The sequence below is a fragment of the Microcoleus sp. K5-D4 genome (assembly GCF_036704575.1).
Taxonomy (GTDB): Bacteria; Cyanobacteriota; Cyanobacteriia; order Cyanobacteriales; family Microcoleaceae; genus Microcoleus.
In genome coordinates, this window is record NZ_JAUBSD010000097.1 from 13,550 (window position 1) to 29,201 (window position 15,652).

Here is a 15,652-nt window from a genome sequence, read left to right on the forward strand (position 1 = left end):
TTGCCCTCTTCCTCACCTGCGTTACATCCCGTACATTGCGCGTGGCCCAACTTTCTTCATCAGAAAGTTGCCAAAGGAATAGAACACTGAGTCCGGTTAAAACTGCACTCTTCGGACTCCGAAGGCACAGCCAGAACCTCCAACTTTCCGCTCATCAAACTTAAAAGAGTCTGATTCATCAATAACCTCATTCCAGAAGACACCTGAGAATTATCGCTGCTCTTAGTAACATCACACTCCAAATCGTGCTTCAGCAAATCCCAAGACTCGCTCCAAGCACTGACTGAACGCTGATCGTCCACCCAAATGTGAACGTATCCAGATTCCGGCGAAGCATGGGCAGACACAGAAATACTCCCCTCCTCCATCTGAGCAACAGCAGTATCTACCAAATTGACTAAAACCTGCCTAAACCTCGGCAAATCTGCCAATACATAAATCCCCGGATCTGGCGGCAATATCTCCAAACGAATGCCGCGATTAGCAGCTTGCAAGTAAGTTAAATCATCAACCTCGTCAAGAACCTTAGCTAACTGAATCGGCTCAATATCCATGCTTTCGGTGCCGTGTTCAGTTTTAGCGACAGAGATAATTTCATCTATTAATTTCACCAGCTTGAGTGCCGCGGCGTGAGCTTGCTCGACAAACTCTCGTTCCTCAGCAGGATCGTCGCACAAATCCGAGAGAATTAATTGCAGCGTACCAATCATAGTGCTCAGGGGCGATCGCAACTCGTGAGAAGTTCGAGCCAAAAAACCCGCCTTAAATTGGCTCATCTCCGATGCCATCTGATAAGCCAATTGAGTTTGCTTAAGTTGCTCGGAAAGGGCATCAAACTTCTCTAAGTGAATTTCTTGAGGAGGTGGGGCTACTTTGGGCGCCGGTTCGGGCTGTTGCGAGCTTTTTTGCCGCAGGCGCCAAATCAAACTGCTTCCCAAACCCAGCCCCAGTCCCATACCTAAATATATAAAGTCGCTCCAGCCGATCGGCGCCATATTGCTTTGCCTTGGAGTTTAGCTTTTAGCATTCTAACTCGATCGCGCCTTGTCGCAATATTTCCCACTCGCTGCCCGTCCATTTAGCCACAGTCGAAGGCAAACTCGAAGCTGTTGTCGCTGTTGCTAATTCAGAAGGAACTAATGTCAAGACTTGCGGAAACAGAGCCTCAATTTCTGCCACCGACTCCAGAGGCGGCTGACCGGATAAATTGGCACTGGTGGTAGCCAAAGGGCCTGTCTGCTCTAGAATTTTGAGCGCCAGGGGAAAGTCAGGCACTCGTACTCCGATTGTAGTTGGGTCGATGGGATTCATCGCCGCCGGGACTTTTGGCGAAGCCGGCAGCACCAAAGTTAATGCCCCCGGCCAATAGGATTCGGCTACTTGCTGCCACAATTTTAACTCTGCTGGACTTCCCTGCACGTAGGGCCACAAGGCCTGGGCTGATGCGGCCATCAAAATCAGCGGTTTGTCTTGACTGCGACGTTTAGCTGCAAAAATCAACTCCGAGCGATCGGGACGCGCAGCCAAAGCGGGTACAGTATCTGTAGGAAAACTGACGATATAATTACCAGAAATTGCCCCTTGAACTAGGGCATCGATCGCAACTTGTGTCATGCCATTTTAGATTTTAGATTTTAGATTTTAGAAGTACGACATATTCTTGAAGCCTAACGTCGATACGCTAAGGCAAACCGCTCAATTCCTGCTAAATCAGAAAATATCTGAACTTCACCGTAACTCCCGTGACATTGCAGCATATCAGCTACCGCCTCAGCTTGTCCCGCCATCATCTCAACCAACCAAACTCCCCCGGATTCTAAATAATCGGGGGCAGTTTCTACCAAATGCCGGATGCAATCTAACCCGTCAAAACCGCCGTCTAAGGCCAGATGAGGTTCGTGCTTCAAAACTTCCGGTTCCAGAGTCAGCACCGTGCTGCTGGGGATGTAAGGGGGGTTAGACACCATGCCGCTGACTTGACCTTTGAGAAATGCTAGCGGTTCCCACCACAAACCTTGATAAAAATTAATTCGCGATCCAAAACCAAAATTCTCAGCATTCAGTCGAGCCACTGTCAAAGCTTCCGAACTGCAATCTACCGCATAAACCCTAGCATTTGTCAACGCAGAAGCCAAGCCGATCGCGATCGCCCCGCTGCCCGTTCCCAAATCCACCCAATGCGATTTTGGATTGACACCATAGCTTTTAACAGCTTCTACAGCCAAATCGATCAGCAATTCCGTTTCAGGACGAGGAATTAGCACCGCCGGCGTTACTTTGAGCGAAAAATGTCGCCAATGTGCAACTCCCGTTAAATACTGCACCGGCACCCGTTCCTGTAAGCGCCGCTGCCACAATTGGGCAAGTTCAGATAAAGACAACTTTAATTCAATTTTTGGCAAATCTTTAAACGACTCTAAACGCAGAGCCAACCTATCCACACCAGCCAGCTCTTGCAGCAGCCAGTCGATTTCTGCTAGGGGAATGTCAGAGGCGGTCGCCTCTGTTTTAGCTTGATTCGCCCATTCCCAAAGCTCTAAACCAGAAACAAACATAAGACTTTGTAATAATTGCTAATTGCTAATTGCTAATTGTTATATTAATTCCGGTTGCACTCATACATGATATAGAGGACACGGCTCTTGGAGTGTCCCTACCGAAAATGATATTGTAGGGACTTAGGCACTCGCGGTGTCCTAATTTTGGCTAATAATTCCGATGCTACCGGAAACGATATTAATTGCTAATTGCTAATTCGTAAATAGTAGGTTGAGTCGAGAAACCCAACCTACTAATTAATGACTGATAACTGATGACTAATGAGTGATGACTGCTGACTAACTATTAGCGAGTCGGTCGAGCTGGAGCCGGCCGAGCTGGAGCCGGAGCTGGAGCCGGAGCAACCTGTGGATTTTGACCCGCACCAGCAGGTTGGAGCGATCGCACAAATTCCAGCGACTCCCGCGACGGAATCAAAATCATTTGGGTCAAAAACGGGTCGTTCTCAGTACGCAAAGCTTCCAAAACGCTCTCCAAGTTCACCACCTCAATCTTAATTGTGGCTGTCACGTTGGGCTGCTGCTGCTTAAAACGATCGACCATTCCTTGCAAATCCTCCTTGTTAAAAAACAAGGGAATCACCTCTTGTTGACCCCGCTGAATCGTCAAATAACCATTTTCCGCGCCACCTCTGGCTAAAAACAGAGGTACACCGTTGAACTCGTTAACTTGTTGACCAGTCTGCTGAAGTACAGTTTTAGCCGACTGCACCTGCACCGGAGCCGGAACGAAAGCAAATTGCACCTCCTCCGGCTTGCCCTTATTTGCTTGAGTGATCTGATAAATTTCCCCCAGCGACACCGGCATCACGCGCACCGACGCCGCCAACTGAGGATTTTTGGTTTTGAGTTGATCCACAAAAGCTTGAGCATCTTTCTGGCTGATGAAAATTCCCGCCACGGAAGCGTTACCAGTTTGACCCTGACCCTGCTTGGGAACAGAAGCGACCAGGGGCGCACCCTGAGCGTCTGTAATCGTAAATACCGGCACCGATCGCAATTTTTCCAAAATTTGCGGCTCCGGCAGTGCCAGTGCAGACATCTTGCCAATTGGGGAGGGGCCCAGCAGAGTGCTGCCGACAATTCCCAATATTGCGCCCAAACGAACTAATGATTTCATGTTTTTTCCATCAGGAGCGATCCTGAAACACATTAACGCAAAGACTGGCGACTTAACACGATCGGCAAAAACTGCCTCAATTTGTTTTCATTTTTACGAAATGTAAACATCAGAGACAGTTCTGCTTCAATCTATTATTTAACATTATGCGATCGGGATGACAGGATTTGAACCTGCGACATCCTGCTCCCAAAGCAGGCGCGCTACCAAGCTGCGCTACATCCCGGTGGTATAGTTAGCTAACCTCTAACCATTAACACACAAAACCGCTTGCTTGTCAAGCTTTATTAAATATTTAGCTCTCGATGCAGCTAAGGCGAAGTTTTTTTCAGGTTGTCCGGTTTGACCCCACCCAAAAACCGATACCAGCCCCTGACTCCTATCGTGCTCGGCTCAAATCGACTGACAATACTTGCACAGCTTCATAACGGCCCTGATGCCGAGATACATCCACGGGTAACTGACCGCAGCGCACAGGTGCATTCAGTGTTGTCAGCGTCAATATTGTATTGTATGTCCTCAACAAATCAACGCCGACCTGCACCTCGCTTGCTAATCTGGATACCAAAACATACCTTTAATCCCCTCTGGATCGGACATAAAGCCCAAATTGCGGTAAAAGTCCACCACTTGAGGGTCAGCAAATAAGGTAATGTTGCTGATATCTTCACTGCGGAGTTTTTTAATGATGTATTTCATCAGCGCCTTGCCCATGCCTTTGCCCTGGTAGTCGGGATGAACTACCACATCCCAAAGCGTGGCATTAAAAGCATGGTCTGAAGTCGCTCTGGCGAAACCCACCAGCCGTCGCTGGCTGCCCCGCATCTCCCACATAGAGACGACTAGGAAGCTGTGCTGAATAGCTTTTTTGACTTTACGCAGGGGACGGCGGGACCAACCCACTGCATTACAAAGTTCTTCGAGTTCGTAGAGGTCAATGTCCCGATCGCAACTGAAAAAGATGCGAGCGTTGCCGCTGGCGGGTTTGCGAAACGTTGGGGAAAGCGGATCGCCTAACCCAACAGCCACATCTTCCTCAAAATCCGCTGTTTGGGGTACAGAGGCAGACTCAGAACTACTAAATAAGTTTTTCCAAAAACCCATGCAGGCGCGGTTAAGGTAGTAGAAGTTGGACGACGAGAAAGAGAACCCGACAGATAAACCCACTCCGATCGGCGTAGGATCAATTGCCGGTAGCCTCTTGAGGAACAGTTTACGGTACACTCATCTTACGCCGAAAACAGGGATTTGTCGTCCAACATTGAGTCTGCGCTTTTTTGATTCTGTCAAGTTTGGTAGAACTGTTCTGCTAGCCAGTGCCCGGACAACCCGCTTTTAAGGTAAAATTTGTTGCCGAACCAGGACTGAGGCATTTTGGGAAATGCTTCTTTTGAGTGCCGCCGATCGCGCCGGAACTTATACCCTTGGTGGGAAATACCACTGGAATGGCGCAACGGTGACATTCTCGTGATAAGTTCTCAGACAGATTTGACTTTTGCTTTTAGTGAGGAGACGGGCACAATTTAAGTCGAATCGTCGAATCGAAAATCCCATTGCCATAAGGCATGGAAGAGTCAATACCTCGTATATCTCCCGCACCTTCTCCTCAATTATGGCTTCGGGTTTAAAACCATCTACACTAGAACTCCTCAAGCGCTTTAACCGAGCGTTTCCGCAGTTTTATGAGCAATTTGTCAGCAGCGAAATCCAGTTGCAAAACCTCAAATTAGCTTACCAGCTTTACAAAACTCGGCAAGCAGTCATCGAAATCCGAGCCGAAGGTAACAAAAGTGCCCTGCATTTTGCTTACCGGAACCAGTCTTTTCTACTGAGCGATATTTTTGGAGTGCTCGCGGCCTACGGACTGACAATTCACAGTCTGAGTCTGTACGGTCAAATTTACCCGCCCATGCTGGTATTTATCAAATTGGTCGTATCTCGCGGTGGCAAGGTACTGGCAGATAAAACAGCAGAAAACGTCTGTAGAGCCGTTCGAGAGGCATTGGCGGGACATTTTGAGGTTGAAGAGATGTTGGCGGTGGAATTTAATTTAGACGCGGGTTTGGAAGATGTGGCAACTGAATTCTACGTCGATCCGGTTTTCCACTTGCCAGCTTTACTGATTGAAGCAGATAATCAACCTGGACTTTTTTACAAAGTTATGTATGCAATCTGGCAAGAGGATTTGTTGGTCGTAAATGCTAATTTGCTGGTTTGGCGGGGGCGAACTCGCCTAATTCTCTACTTGTTGGGGCCCAATGAAAGTTTAATTCCCGAATATCTGGGGCAGAAAATCGCTGAGGGGGTGCGACAAAGATTGCTGGGCGAGCGATTTTAGGGCAAGCTACCGATGATCCCTAAATAACTAGATTTCTATAAGTAGACATTAGTTTGCAAAAGTTTTCCAGTGAGATAGGATAAAAAGCTCGGCAAAATTGTTCCTACAAACGAGTGTAGATAGCGGTTCTCATAAACATGGGAGACGCACAAACGATGTTGTCAAGCTTTTTAAGTTTGATGGGTAATTCATCTACAAAATAACCACCATAATAGAAAAAACGTGCCAGATAAATAGGCGAGTTTAACAAGCAATAATCCGGAGTGTTTTTAGTTCCTACTCTGAAAACAGCGATTTTCCGTTGGTAGCTCGATTGCCTTGGAGCCTTAAAATCCTTCTTCTACGGTTGGCTATCAAAAACAGTCCGAAGTATTGAACAAGTGTTACTTTCGTTTAAGACGGAATTAAAACCTTCTAATAAACAGGTTTTAATTCCGTCAAGATTCTGGAGTAGCAAGACACGCTTACAATTGGGAGAACGGGATAATGCTGGAAATAGTGGCGTTGAGAGCAACGGAGCAAACCATAAAACTCCCTACACCGAGCGAATTACACAAACGCTTGGTAACAGGACTTAAAAGTTATTATCAGTGTTATTACAATCAATAATTGAAGTTTTAAAATTATCTATAATTTAGCAAGACTCCGGACAGTTTTTATATGAGCCAAGGGCTTATTCTGTAGGACTTCGCAGCCCCTGTGGATAATTAAATCAATGTCAGCTCTACCCGGAGTTGCATTTAATTGGACTTTATTTATGATCCTTGTGCTGTAAAGCTTGTAGTCTGGTTGCAAAAACTGTCCGCAGTATTGATTTAGCTATAATGAACTGAGTTAATAACCGCTTACAATAAGGATGTAGTCAGATTACAAACACCAAAATTTCCGATAAAAAAATCGCATAAAAGGGCAAGCTAGGCCCAGATTACCCGTGTAGTGGACAAAAATTTTGTAGCGTCACCTTAAGACCGCGCGTTGCAGCAGGAAGTAAGCGGTAAATCGATAAAGTTGAGTCTTTTTGGCTTACTTATAGCGCTTCTTGGGTATATGAGGTAAACAATTCAACTGAAAAAGCTTGAGAACACAGGGTTTCGGCGTACTCGCTCTTTCTGAGAAAGGCTATACATAGGTTTACATAGGTCTTATGGAGCGGATAAGATAAAAGTATGGCAACAATCGACATCCTAGGGGTTCGGCACGCTTACGATTTGACGGCTCCGACAGCAACTTCCCCGGTTCTGGTATTTGTCCACGGCTGGCTTTTAAGCCGCCACTACTGGCAACCTTTGACGGATCGCTTGGCATCAAACTATCAGTGCCTTACCTATGATTTGCGGGGGTTTGGCGATTCTCAATCGGACTCCGGCGACGATCGCCCATGTTCCGAACCGCTAAATTCCTGCTACACTCCCGCAGCTTACGCTCGCGATTTGGAACTTTTACTCGAAAAACTCGATATATCTTCTGCTTGGCTGGTGGGACACTCTCTCGGCGGTACGATCGCTCTATGGGGAGCCAGCAAATTGTCCGATCGCGTTAAAGGCGTGGTCTGCATCAATGCAGGGGGCGGCATCTATCTTAAGGAAGAATTCGAGCGGTTTCGAGCGGTCGGCAAGCAGCTAGTGACAATGCGTCCCGGCTGGCTGCCTCGCTTGCCCTTAGCAGATTACCTGTTTGCCCGCGATTCTGTAGCCCGCTCGATCGGCAGATCCTGGGGACGGCAGCGCTTAATAGATTTCGTGGGAGCTCATCCAGAGGCAGCTTTGGGGGCTTTGTTGGACTCCACCACAGAAGCGGAGATTCACCTATTGCCACAAATTGTCTCCCAACTCAAGCAACCTGTTTATTTTATTGCCGGTACTAAAGACAAAATTATGGAACCAAAATACGTGCTGCATTTGGCTAGCTTTCACTGGATGTTCCAAGGTTGTGGCGCAAATGTCCTTCAGCTTCCCGATTGTGGCCATTTGGCAATGGTGGAACAGCCGGATGCAGTGGCTAGTTACCTGCAAAATATTCTGAAAGAACACACTTAAAGGGCATTTGCTAAAGCGAAACCCAGGAATGGGGCATTGGGCAGATCTCCGGTTCGGGGAAGCTTCGCTTCCCAAATAGAAAGTTACAAGTTAAAAGTTAAAACATTTTTCCCTGTTCATTCCCTCAACATCGGCCCGTAAAATCACGTACACAATCCGTAAAATCCCGTACACAATCTGTTGCTGAACTTCCTTCACCTAAATCTGTTATCTTAAATAGATAACTCTGCCCGATCGCCCTTAAGGACAGAGCTTCTGACTCGATAGTGGCAAATTGTCTGAATACTAATTCTGCTTAAATATCTGTGCGCGTTAACCTCACCGATCGGCAACAACACATCCTTTGGGCAACGGTTCGCCACTACATAGCTACAGCGGAACCCGTTGGCTCAAAAGCTTTGGCTGACGAATTCAACCTCAGCGTCAGCCCAGCTACAATTCGCAATGCGATGGGGACTCTTGAAAAAGCTGGACTGCTTTATCAGCCCCACACTTCGGCAGGACGAGTCCCCTCTGACTCCGGCTACCGAATTTATGTAGACAAGTTGATTCAGCCGTCTGATACGCTGGCCCGCAAGGTGGAACAGGTACTAGACCAGCTCAATTGGTCGGACGGCCGCATGGACGCGGCACTCCGCGGCGCGGCTCAAATTCTGGCAACTATCAGCGGTTACATAGCAATGATCACCATACCGCAAACCAATATGGCTTGCTTGCGCCACTTGCAACTGGTGCAGCTAGAGCCGGGAAAGGTGATGCTGATCGTGGTGACGGATGCCTACGAAACTCAGTCGGTTTTGGTGCAGTTGCCTTTGGACGCAGAAGGTAACACGCCTGATGTCGAAATCGTCGATCGCCAGTTGCAGATTTTGTCGAATTTTTTGAACAGCAAGTTGCGGGGACGATCGCTCTCGGAACTCTCGGCTGTAGACTGGAGCGAGTTAGACCGGGACTTTGAGCTGTACGCTGAGTGGATGGGAACCATGCTGACTGCTTTGAGCAGCCGCCAAAGCAATCCAACCTACACGCGGATTCTGATCGGCGGTTTAGCAGAAGCGCTGCGCTTGCCAGAGTTTTCGCAGTTGCAGCAAGTTCAAACCCTGGTGCAATTGCTAGAACAAGAGCAGGAACTGCTTTGGCCTTTGATTTTTGAATCGCCTGAGTTGGACATCCCCGGGAAGCGGGTAACGGTGCGTATTGGTTCGGAAAATTCTTTAGAACCAATTCGTGGCTGTACTTTGATTTCTTCGACTTACCGCCGGGGATCAGTGCCGGTTGGTAGTGTTGGGGTTTTGGGGCCGACGCGGATGGTTTATGAAAATGCGATCGCGGTAGTGGAAGCTGCAGCCGATTATTTGTCAGAAGCTATTGGCGGAAATCGAGTGAGTTTTCCTGATGGCGATCGAGGGCGATCGGATCATCCTTTGTTAGATGCACCCTAATGTGATAGCCCCAAGCTTAACGAGCTTGGGGTTTTATTGTCTGTGGACGTACTCGCAACCTTTATCAACCGGGTTTTGTGACAAAAAACCCAGGCTTTTATCCCACATTCCGCACCCAGGGGTGTGACACAGTATAATTACGTAGAAAGCTACATCTTTAAAGTAATAAATTATGTATTTAAAGAGTTATTTATCCGTTAATATACGTAAGTTATACTAAAATAGTAGAATTTATAGTTTTATTGCTGGATCAAAATAAGTAAAAACCGATAGTGACAGTTGAGGGGGTCAAATATGGGTTTTATACTATTTTTGGGGTAAGAAACTAAAGCTTCGTGCTTGACAAGAGAGTTTCGTAAACAACCCGGTTTCTGCGTCCATTAGCGGCTCGGAAAGTGGCAGGAGTTACGGGGTAGCGACTTTCCAGCGATTGGTAGAAAAAGATTGCGATGGCGAGCGATCGCGCATTTACAGAAAGTGGTCGCGGAGGGTTAGTCGAATGGCAGGTTTAGCAGCCCAAACGATGAGTTTTGTTGCAAACCGGGTGGGCGATCGCCCGCTCTAGGGATAGCTGCTGCGACAAATAAATTGAGGCGGCCCGAACCCCGCGATCGTCGATTCCCAAGGCAGCAGAATGTCAAAATATTAAGACATTTTAGAGAGTTCGTCAAAAAGAACTAAAAAAGATTAGTGTTGATATGAAAGCAATATTTCTTTTGGGAATAGCCCGGGTTAAACAATTGCAAATAACTTGCAGTGAATTTGGCTTGATTGCCACTCCATAAAAAATTTAACCGCTGAGTTAAGATCGAAACGGAATTTAGGGAATTTTCTTTTAGCATTCAATGAAATCGACTGATAAAACTAAAAATACCTTTGCGATAACAACGCCTCTGTATTATGTAAACGATTTACCTCACGTTGGCAGTGCTTACACGACTATGGCTGCAGATGCCCTAGCCCGATTTGAGCGGCTGCGGGGCAAATCTGTTTTGCTGGTGACGGGGACCGACGAACACGGGCAGAAAATTCAGCGGACAGCCGAGAGTTTGGGACGATCGCCCCAAGCTCACTGCGATTCAGTGGTTCCGGCGTTTGAGGCGCTGTGGGAGCAACTCGACATCCAGTACGATCGCTTCATCCGCACAACTTCGCGGCGCCACGAGTACATTGTCAAAGAATTTTTCCAGCGGGTCTGGAACTCCGGCGACATCTACTTGAACCAGCAACAAGGCTGGTACTGCGTCTCCTGTGAAGAATTTAAGGATGAACGGGAATTGTTGCCGGGAAATCGGTGCTCCGTCCACACCAGCAAGGAAGTTGAGTGGCGCGACGAGGAAAATTACTTTTTCCGTCTGTCGCGCTATCAAGACCAACTGCTGGCCTTGTACGCAGAACGTCCCGACTTCATCGCGCCGGAAAGCCGACGCAACGAAGTGCTCAGTTTCGTCAACTCTGGACTGCAAGACTTTTCGATTTCTAGAGTGAATCTCGAATGGGGTCTGCCAATGCCAGTTGATCCCAGTCACAGCATCTACGTGTGGTTTGACGCTTTGCTGGGATACGTCACCGCCTTGCTAGATCCGGACAGCGACCCGATTTTGGAGAATGCTTTATCTAAATGGTGGCCGGTTGACTTGCACTTGATCGGCAAAGATATTCTTCGCTTCCACGCAGTTTACTGGCCGGCAATGCTGATGTCAGCGAATCTGGCGGTGCCGGGTCGCGTCTTCGCACACGGGTTTTTGACCAAAGACGGCAAAAAAATGGGGAAATCGGAGGGTAATACTTTAAACCCTGTCGAATTGGTCAATAAATACGGCGCTGACGCAGTGCGTTACTATTTCCTCAAAGAAATTGAGTTCGGAGAGGACGGCGATTTTAACGAAACTCGGTTTATCAATATATTGAATGCTGAGCTAGCAAATGATTTGGGAAATTTGCTTAACCGTACCCTAAACATGGCTCGAAAATATTGCGGTGGTTGCGTACCCAATGTGTTGGGAGAAAACATTGACGGCGATAACCTTCTCAAGGCTATGAGCCTGGATTTGGGCGCTCAAGTAACGGGTTTTTACGAAGAGTTGGCTTTTAGCAAGGCTTCCGAAGCCGTGCTTGCATTAGTTCGAGCCGGTAACAAGTTTATTGACGTGCAAGCACCTTGGAGTTTGTACAAGCAGGGACAGATCGAAAGTGTCGCACAAGTGCTATATTCTGTTCTGGAATCTGTTAGACTAGCATCTTACCTTTTATCGCCGATTATTCCAAATATCAGCAACGCTATCTATCAGCAGCTAGGTTTTTCAATTGACTTTAACGATCGAGTTACAGTTAACAGTTTAGCGAATTTTGCAGCTCATGCTGCCTGGGGCGCTTTGCCGGCAAACCAAACTCTGGGGGAACCCCAACCTGTTTTTAAGCGGCTCGAACTGCTGTAAACAGTACCTTCATAGTTGGCAGCCACCGCTCTGGGTGTTATGACAGACTACGAATTAGCAGTTATTTCCTTACCAATCTTTCATAAAAATTGAGGCATAACAATCATGTTGAATAGAATAGAAAGCAACGACCTTTTTACGCCGGAACAGGTTCTAGAAAATCGTGGTAGAGTGGCAATTTTTATTGACGGTTCTAACCTTTTTTACGCGGCTTTGCAGTTAGGAATTGAGATTGATTACACTAAGCTGCTGTGCCGTTTAACTGCGGGTTCGCGGCTGCTGCGCTCTTTCTTCTACACGGGTGTCGATCGCACTAACGAGAAACAGCAGGGGTTTTTGCTGTGGATGCGCCGCAACGGCTACCGCGTGATTTCTAAGGATTTGGTACAGTTGCCTGACGGTTCTAAGAAGGCGAATTTGGATGTAGAAATCGCTGTGGATATGATGGCTTTAGTGGGGTCTTACGACACGGCGGTACTGGTGAGCGGTGACGGCGATTTGGCTTATGCTGTAGATGCTGTGAGCTATCGCGGTGTGCGGGTGGAGGTGGTGAGTTTGCGATCGATGACGAGCGACAGTTTGATTAATGTAGCCGATCGCTATATCGACCTGGAAATGATTAAGGACGACATCCAAAAAACATCGCGCCCTAATTATGCTTACCGCCCTTTGTCGGGTCTGAGCTTGATGGAGGAACACGACGACAGATAGGGATTTGGTAATGGGTAATTGGTAAGGGTTAATAGGTGATGATTAATGGGTTGAATTATTGAGAATTAGAAGTTAAAAATTTAGACAAAGCATGACACATTTTTAATTTTTGATTAAGTGTTTTTCACGACCCAATTATCAATTACCAATTCCCCATTCCTCATTCCCAATTACCGATTATCAATTCCCTATTCCCAATGATTCATCTAAAATCCCAAATTCCCAATCTCAACTCCCCAAAATTGAGGCTGCTATTTTTAGCCGTACTGATTTTGGGGATTGATGCTTGTGCGGTTCCGCAAGAGACTCAAAAGAACAAATTAGCTGAGGATCTCCAAACTGCTCAACAGTCAAACAGCACTTTAACTTTAAACAAAGTAACTCTAGAACAAGCAAACGAAAAGGGCGAGACGTTCTGGAAAGTCAACTCGCAAAATGCCGTTTACAGCAAAGACAAAAAAATAGTTAACGTTCAGAAACCTGTGGGCAAATTGTTTCAGGACGGCAAAGAAATTTACGATATTCAGGGAGAAACGGGCCAGGTATTTCAGGAAGGAAATCAGGTTTTTCTCAAAGGTAACATAGTCGCTAAAGACCTGAAAAATGGAGTTGTCTTGCGCGGAAATGAGTTGGAGTGGCGACCAAAGGAGGATGTTTTAGTTGTCCGTAACAATTTGACGGGAGAGAACAAACAGGTGACGGCTTCAGCGAAGGAAGCGCGGGTTTTCAGCAGGGCTAAGAGGATGGAGTTATTCGGTTCTGTGGTGGCGAATGTTAAAGATCCGGTTTTGCAATTGCGAACCGAGCACTTAGTGTGGTTTGTGGAGCAACAAAAGGTAAACAGCGACAAACCAACTCAAATAGACAGATACAAAGATAAAATAGTAACAGACAGCGGTTTTGCCGACCAAATAGATGTAGACTTAAAAACCAAGATTGCGACGCTGACAAAAAACGCTCAGTTGATGCCATCAGATCCGCCGCTGCAAATAGAAAGCAGTTTGATGAGTTGGAATTTTCCGGCGCAATCTGTGGTATCGCCCGGGCCTGTGAAGGTTTTTCACCGCGTGGAAAAGGTGACGATGACTGGGGATACGGGGCGGGGAGATTTAGATAAAAAAGTTTTTTATTTGACGGGAAATGTGGTAGGAATTGGTGAAAAACGTCAAGCTCAATTAAATACCGATCGCGTAACATGGTATTTAACTAATCAGACTTTTGATGCAGAAGGAAATGTGGTTTACAAGCAACTAAATCCGGTGTTTAATTTGACTGGGCCAAGGGCGGCGGGAGAGTTGAAAAATCAAACTGTGATTGTCAAAGGCGACGGTGGTGGCGGCCAAGTGGTTACGGAATTTGTACCGGACGAGTATAAGGGAACTTTGGGAGAGTAGATGGGATTGCGATCGCAGATGTCGACAGATGAGCCCTGATGAACGCAGATAAGAAGCTAGACAGAATTAATAGACCTCTTGCCAAAAAAATATGTGTTATCCTTAAAAGTTTGCTCAAGTTTACGTCAAACTTTGAATTATGGGGTTGATTGGCATCTCCTTAAACTTGCCCAGCCTGCTCGATCATAAAATTGGCTAAACTTTCAATAATAGCACCAAATTATTTTGCAAGAGGTCTAATTACACAAATAGGGAGCATCCCGCTTTTGCAAGTAGGTAAAAGTATGATAAAATCTTTCGCTTTATGGAAAAACCTAGACTTAGCTTCCCAAAAAAATCTGTTTTAGAGTCAATGAGCCATTTTATAGCAATTGAAAAATAGAGTATCTCAAGAGTTACAATAGTCCATAAATAATTTTGACGAACCCAACATGACGCCTGACGAACAAGCACGTTTACGATCTTCGTACTGCTGAAATCGCCAAAATTTTATACAAAAACACTCCCCCCGAGGCATTAGAGAGCCTGGAAACAATAGAAGGGCACCTGAGAAAACAATGGATAGAGATAGTGGGACCCCAAGTTGCTTTTTTTTATCAAAGAAACCACGGGAACAGACAAAGAACGCCCCCGAATAGTAAAAAGCTGTGTGGGGGAGTTAAAAATTACCGAAAAACAAGCAGAAAAATTAAATCTCAAAAAATCGACTCGCTTGGCCCCTTATTTCGAGAAATGCTGTCTGCGACAAGTGGCAGTCTTATCCTATTCCAAGGCATCTAAAGAAATTGAGGTACAGACGGGAGTCAAGATAGGTCATACCACTTTACATAGATTGGTAGAAAACCAAGAGTGGGTCGAACCAGTAGCATTCACCCCAATTAAAGAAACCAGTGTGGATGGAGGGAAAGTGCGTGTTAGAGGACCAAAAGGGGAGGGTTCTCACTGGCTCGATTATAAAGCAGTTAGTCTTCATGACAGCTTTTCTGCTGCATATTTTCTGGAAAATGAAGTGTTGATTGATTATGTCAATCGTCAGCCGTTAAATTCCCTACTGACTTGTTTAGGCGATGGACACGATGGAATTTGGAATATCATCGGTCAATTAAATCCGGATGGCAATCGCCGAGAAATCTTAGACTGGTATCATTTAGTAGAAAATTTGCACAAAGTAGGATGGTCTAAAAAACGGCTGTATAGAGCCAAAAAATTGTTGGGGCAAGGCCGTGTAGATGAAACGATTAAGTTGTTTGAGTTGTGCGGTCGCCGTCAGAGTACCAACTTTTGTAACTACATAACAAAACCTCGGAATCGAATCGTTAACTATCAAGTCTTGTCCAGCCAAAATACTTGCTCTATCGGGTCGGGAGCCGTGGAATTATTAGTGAAACAGATTGATAGAAGATTAAAAATTTCCGGGGTTCAGGGGCGTCGTGAAAATATTAATCAAATGCTGAAACTTAGGTGTGCTTACTTGAATGAATTAATGTAAAATATAGATGCATCCTTCAAGAGCCATTTTCCTTCCAAACTCCCATACTTTATACCATTTTTTTAAAGATGTGATAGACTTGTGTAAAAAGTAAAGGAGAGAATTACAATGTCTGGTCGTCCTCAT

At 46.1% G+C, this 15,652-nt stretch carries 13 protein-coding genes, 1 tRNA gene and 1 pseudogene; 9 read left to right on the forward strand and 6 right to left on the reverse strand.

Translation table 11 applies throughout. The annotated features are described in order from the left end of the window. Positions 1 to 59 precede the first annotated feature (59 nt). The 6 genes from QUA77_RS24100 to QUA77_RS24125 all read right to left on the reverse strand — a co-directional run bounded on the left by QUA77_RS24100 (position 60) and on the right by QUA77_RS24125 (position 4,782). Complete coding sequence (locus QUA77_RS24100; protein WP_333452981.1) at positions 60 to 995, reverse strand: HAMP domain-containing sensor histidine kinase; 936 nt, start codon at positions 993 to 995, stop codon at positions 60 to 62. 25 nt (positions 996 to 1,020) lie between these two features. After that, positions 1,021 to 1,614, reverse strand: coding sequence for an L-threonylcarbamoyladenylate synthase (locus QUA77_RS24105; RefSeq protein ID WP_333452983.1), 594 nt, complete (start codon positions 1,612 to 1,614; stop codon positions 1,021 to 1,023). Between the two features lie 53 nt (positions 1,615 to 1,667). Continuing rightward, the gene (gene prmC, locus QUA77_RS24110) at positions 1,668 to 2,555 is read right to left on the reverse strand and encodes a peptide chain release factor N(5)-glutamine methyltransferase (protein ID WP_333452985.1); all 888 of its coding nucleotides are present in this window, start codon (positions 2,553 to 2,555) and stop codon (positions 1,668 to 1,670) included. Between the two features lie 289 nt (positions 2,556 to 2,844). Next, positions 2,845 to 3,678 (reverse strand): Tic22 family protein, encoded by an 834-nt coding sequence (locus QUA77_RS24115; protein ID WP_333062157.1) that lies wholly within the window; start codon positions 3,676 to 3,678, stop codon positions 2,845 to 2,847. A gap of 152 nt (positions 3,679 to 3,830) precedes the next feature. Beyond that, positions 3,831 to 3,904: transfer RNA gene (locus QUA77_RS24120), tRNA-Pro, on the reverse strand. Positions 3,905 to 4,230: 326 nt separating this feature from the next. Continuing rightward, positions 4,231 to 4,782 (reverse strand): GNAT family N-acetyltransferase, encoded by a 552-nt coding sequence (locus QUA77_RS24125; RefSeq protein WP_172187348.1) that lies wholly within the window; start codon positions 4,780 to 4,782, stop codon positions 4,231 to 4,233. 270 nt (positions 4,783 to 5,052) lie between these two features. On the opposite strand from QUA77_RS24125, the gene QUA77_RS24130 reads away from it, so the two are divergent. The 9 genes and pseudogenes from QUA77_RS24130 (at position 5,053) to QUA77_RS24170 (ending at position 15,526) form a co-directional block, all read left to right on the forward strand. Next, entirely contained in the window at positions 5,053 to 5,205 is a 153-nt protein-coding gene (locus QUA77_RS24130; RefSeq protein ID WP_333039846.1) for a hypothetical protein, read from the forward strand. An 85-nt stretch (positions 5,206 to 5,290) separates the two neighbouring features. Then, a complete protein-coding gene (locus QUA77_RS24135; RefSeq protein ID WP_006631881.1) occupies positions 5,291 to 6,016 on the forward strand; it encodes a hypothetical protein in 726 nt (241 codons plus the stop codon). A 1,166-nt stretch (positions 6,017 to 7,182) separates the two neighbouring features. Next, positions 7,183 to 8,052: an alpha/beta hydrolase gene (locus QUA77_RS24140; protein WP_333039844.1), complete on the forward strand. Its 870-nt coding sequence runs from the start codon at positions 7,183 to 7,185 to the stop codon at positions 8,050 to 8,052. 299 nt (positions 8,053 to 8,351) lie between these two features. Continuing rightward, complete coding sequence (gene hrcA / locus QUA77_RS24145; RefSeq protein ID WP_445302102.1) at positions 8,352 to 9,494, forward strand: heat-inducible transcriptional repressor HrcA; 1,143 nt, start codon at positions 8,352 to 8,354, stop codon at positions 9,492 to 9,494. Positions 9,495 to 9,924: 430 nt separating this feature from the next. Next, positions 9,925 to 10,059 carry a hypothetical protein gene (locus QUA77_RS24150; RefSeq protein WP_333452989.1) on the forward strand — a complete coding sequence of 45 codons (135 nt, stop codon included), beginning with the start codon at positions 9,925 to 9,927 and terminating at the stop codon, positions 10,057 to 10,059. Between the two features lie 280 nt (positions 10,060 to 10,339). Beyond that, positions 10,340 to 11,932: a methionine--tRNA ligase gene (gene metG / locus QUA77_RS24155; RefSeq protein WP_333452991.1), complete on the forward strand. Its 1,593-nt coding sequence runs from the start codon at positions 10,340 to 10,342 to the stop codon at positions 11,930 to 11,932. Between the two features lie 105 nt (positions 11,933 to 12,037). After that, positions 12,038 to 12,643 carry a LabA-like NYN domain-containing protein gene (locus QUA77_RS24160; RefSeq protein ID WP_006631885.1) on the forward strand — a complete coding sequence of 202 codons (606 nt, stop codon included), beginning with the start codon at positions 12,038 to 12,040 and terminating at the stop codon, positions 12,641 to 12,643. Between the two features lie 197 nt (positions 12,644 to 12,840). Then, positions 12,841 to 14,037: an LPS export ABC transporter periplasmic protein LptC gene (lptC, locus tag QUA77_RS24165; protein WP_333452993.1), complete on the forward strand. Its 1,197-nt coding sequence runs from the start codon at positions 12,841 to 12,843 to the stop codon at positions 14,035 to 14,037. Between the two features lie 431 nt (positions 14,038 to 14,468). Further along, positions 14,469 to 15,526, forward strand: a pseudogene (locus QUA77_RS24170) (ISKra4 family transposase). Positions 15,527 to 15,652: the final 126 nt, after the last annotated feature.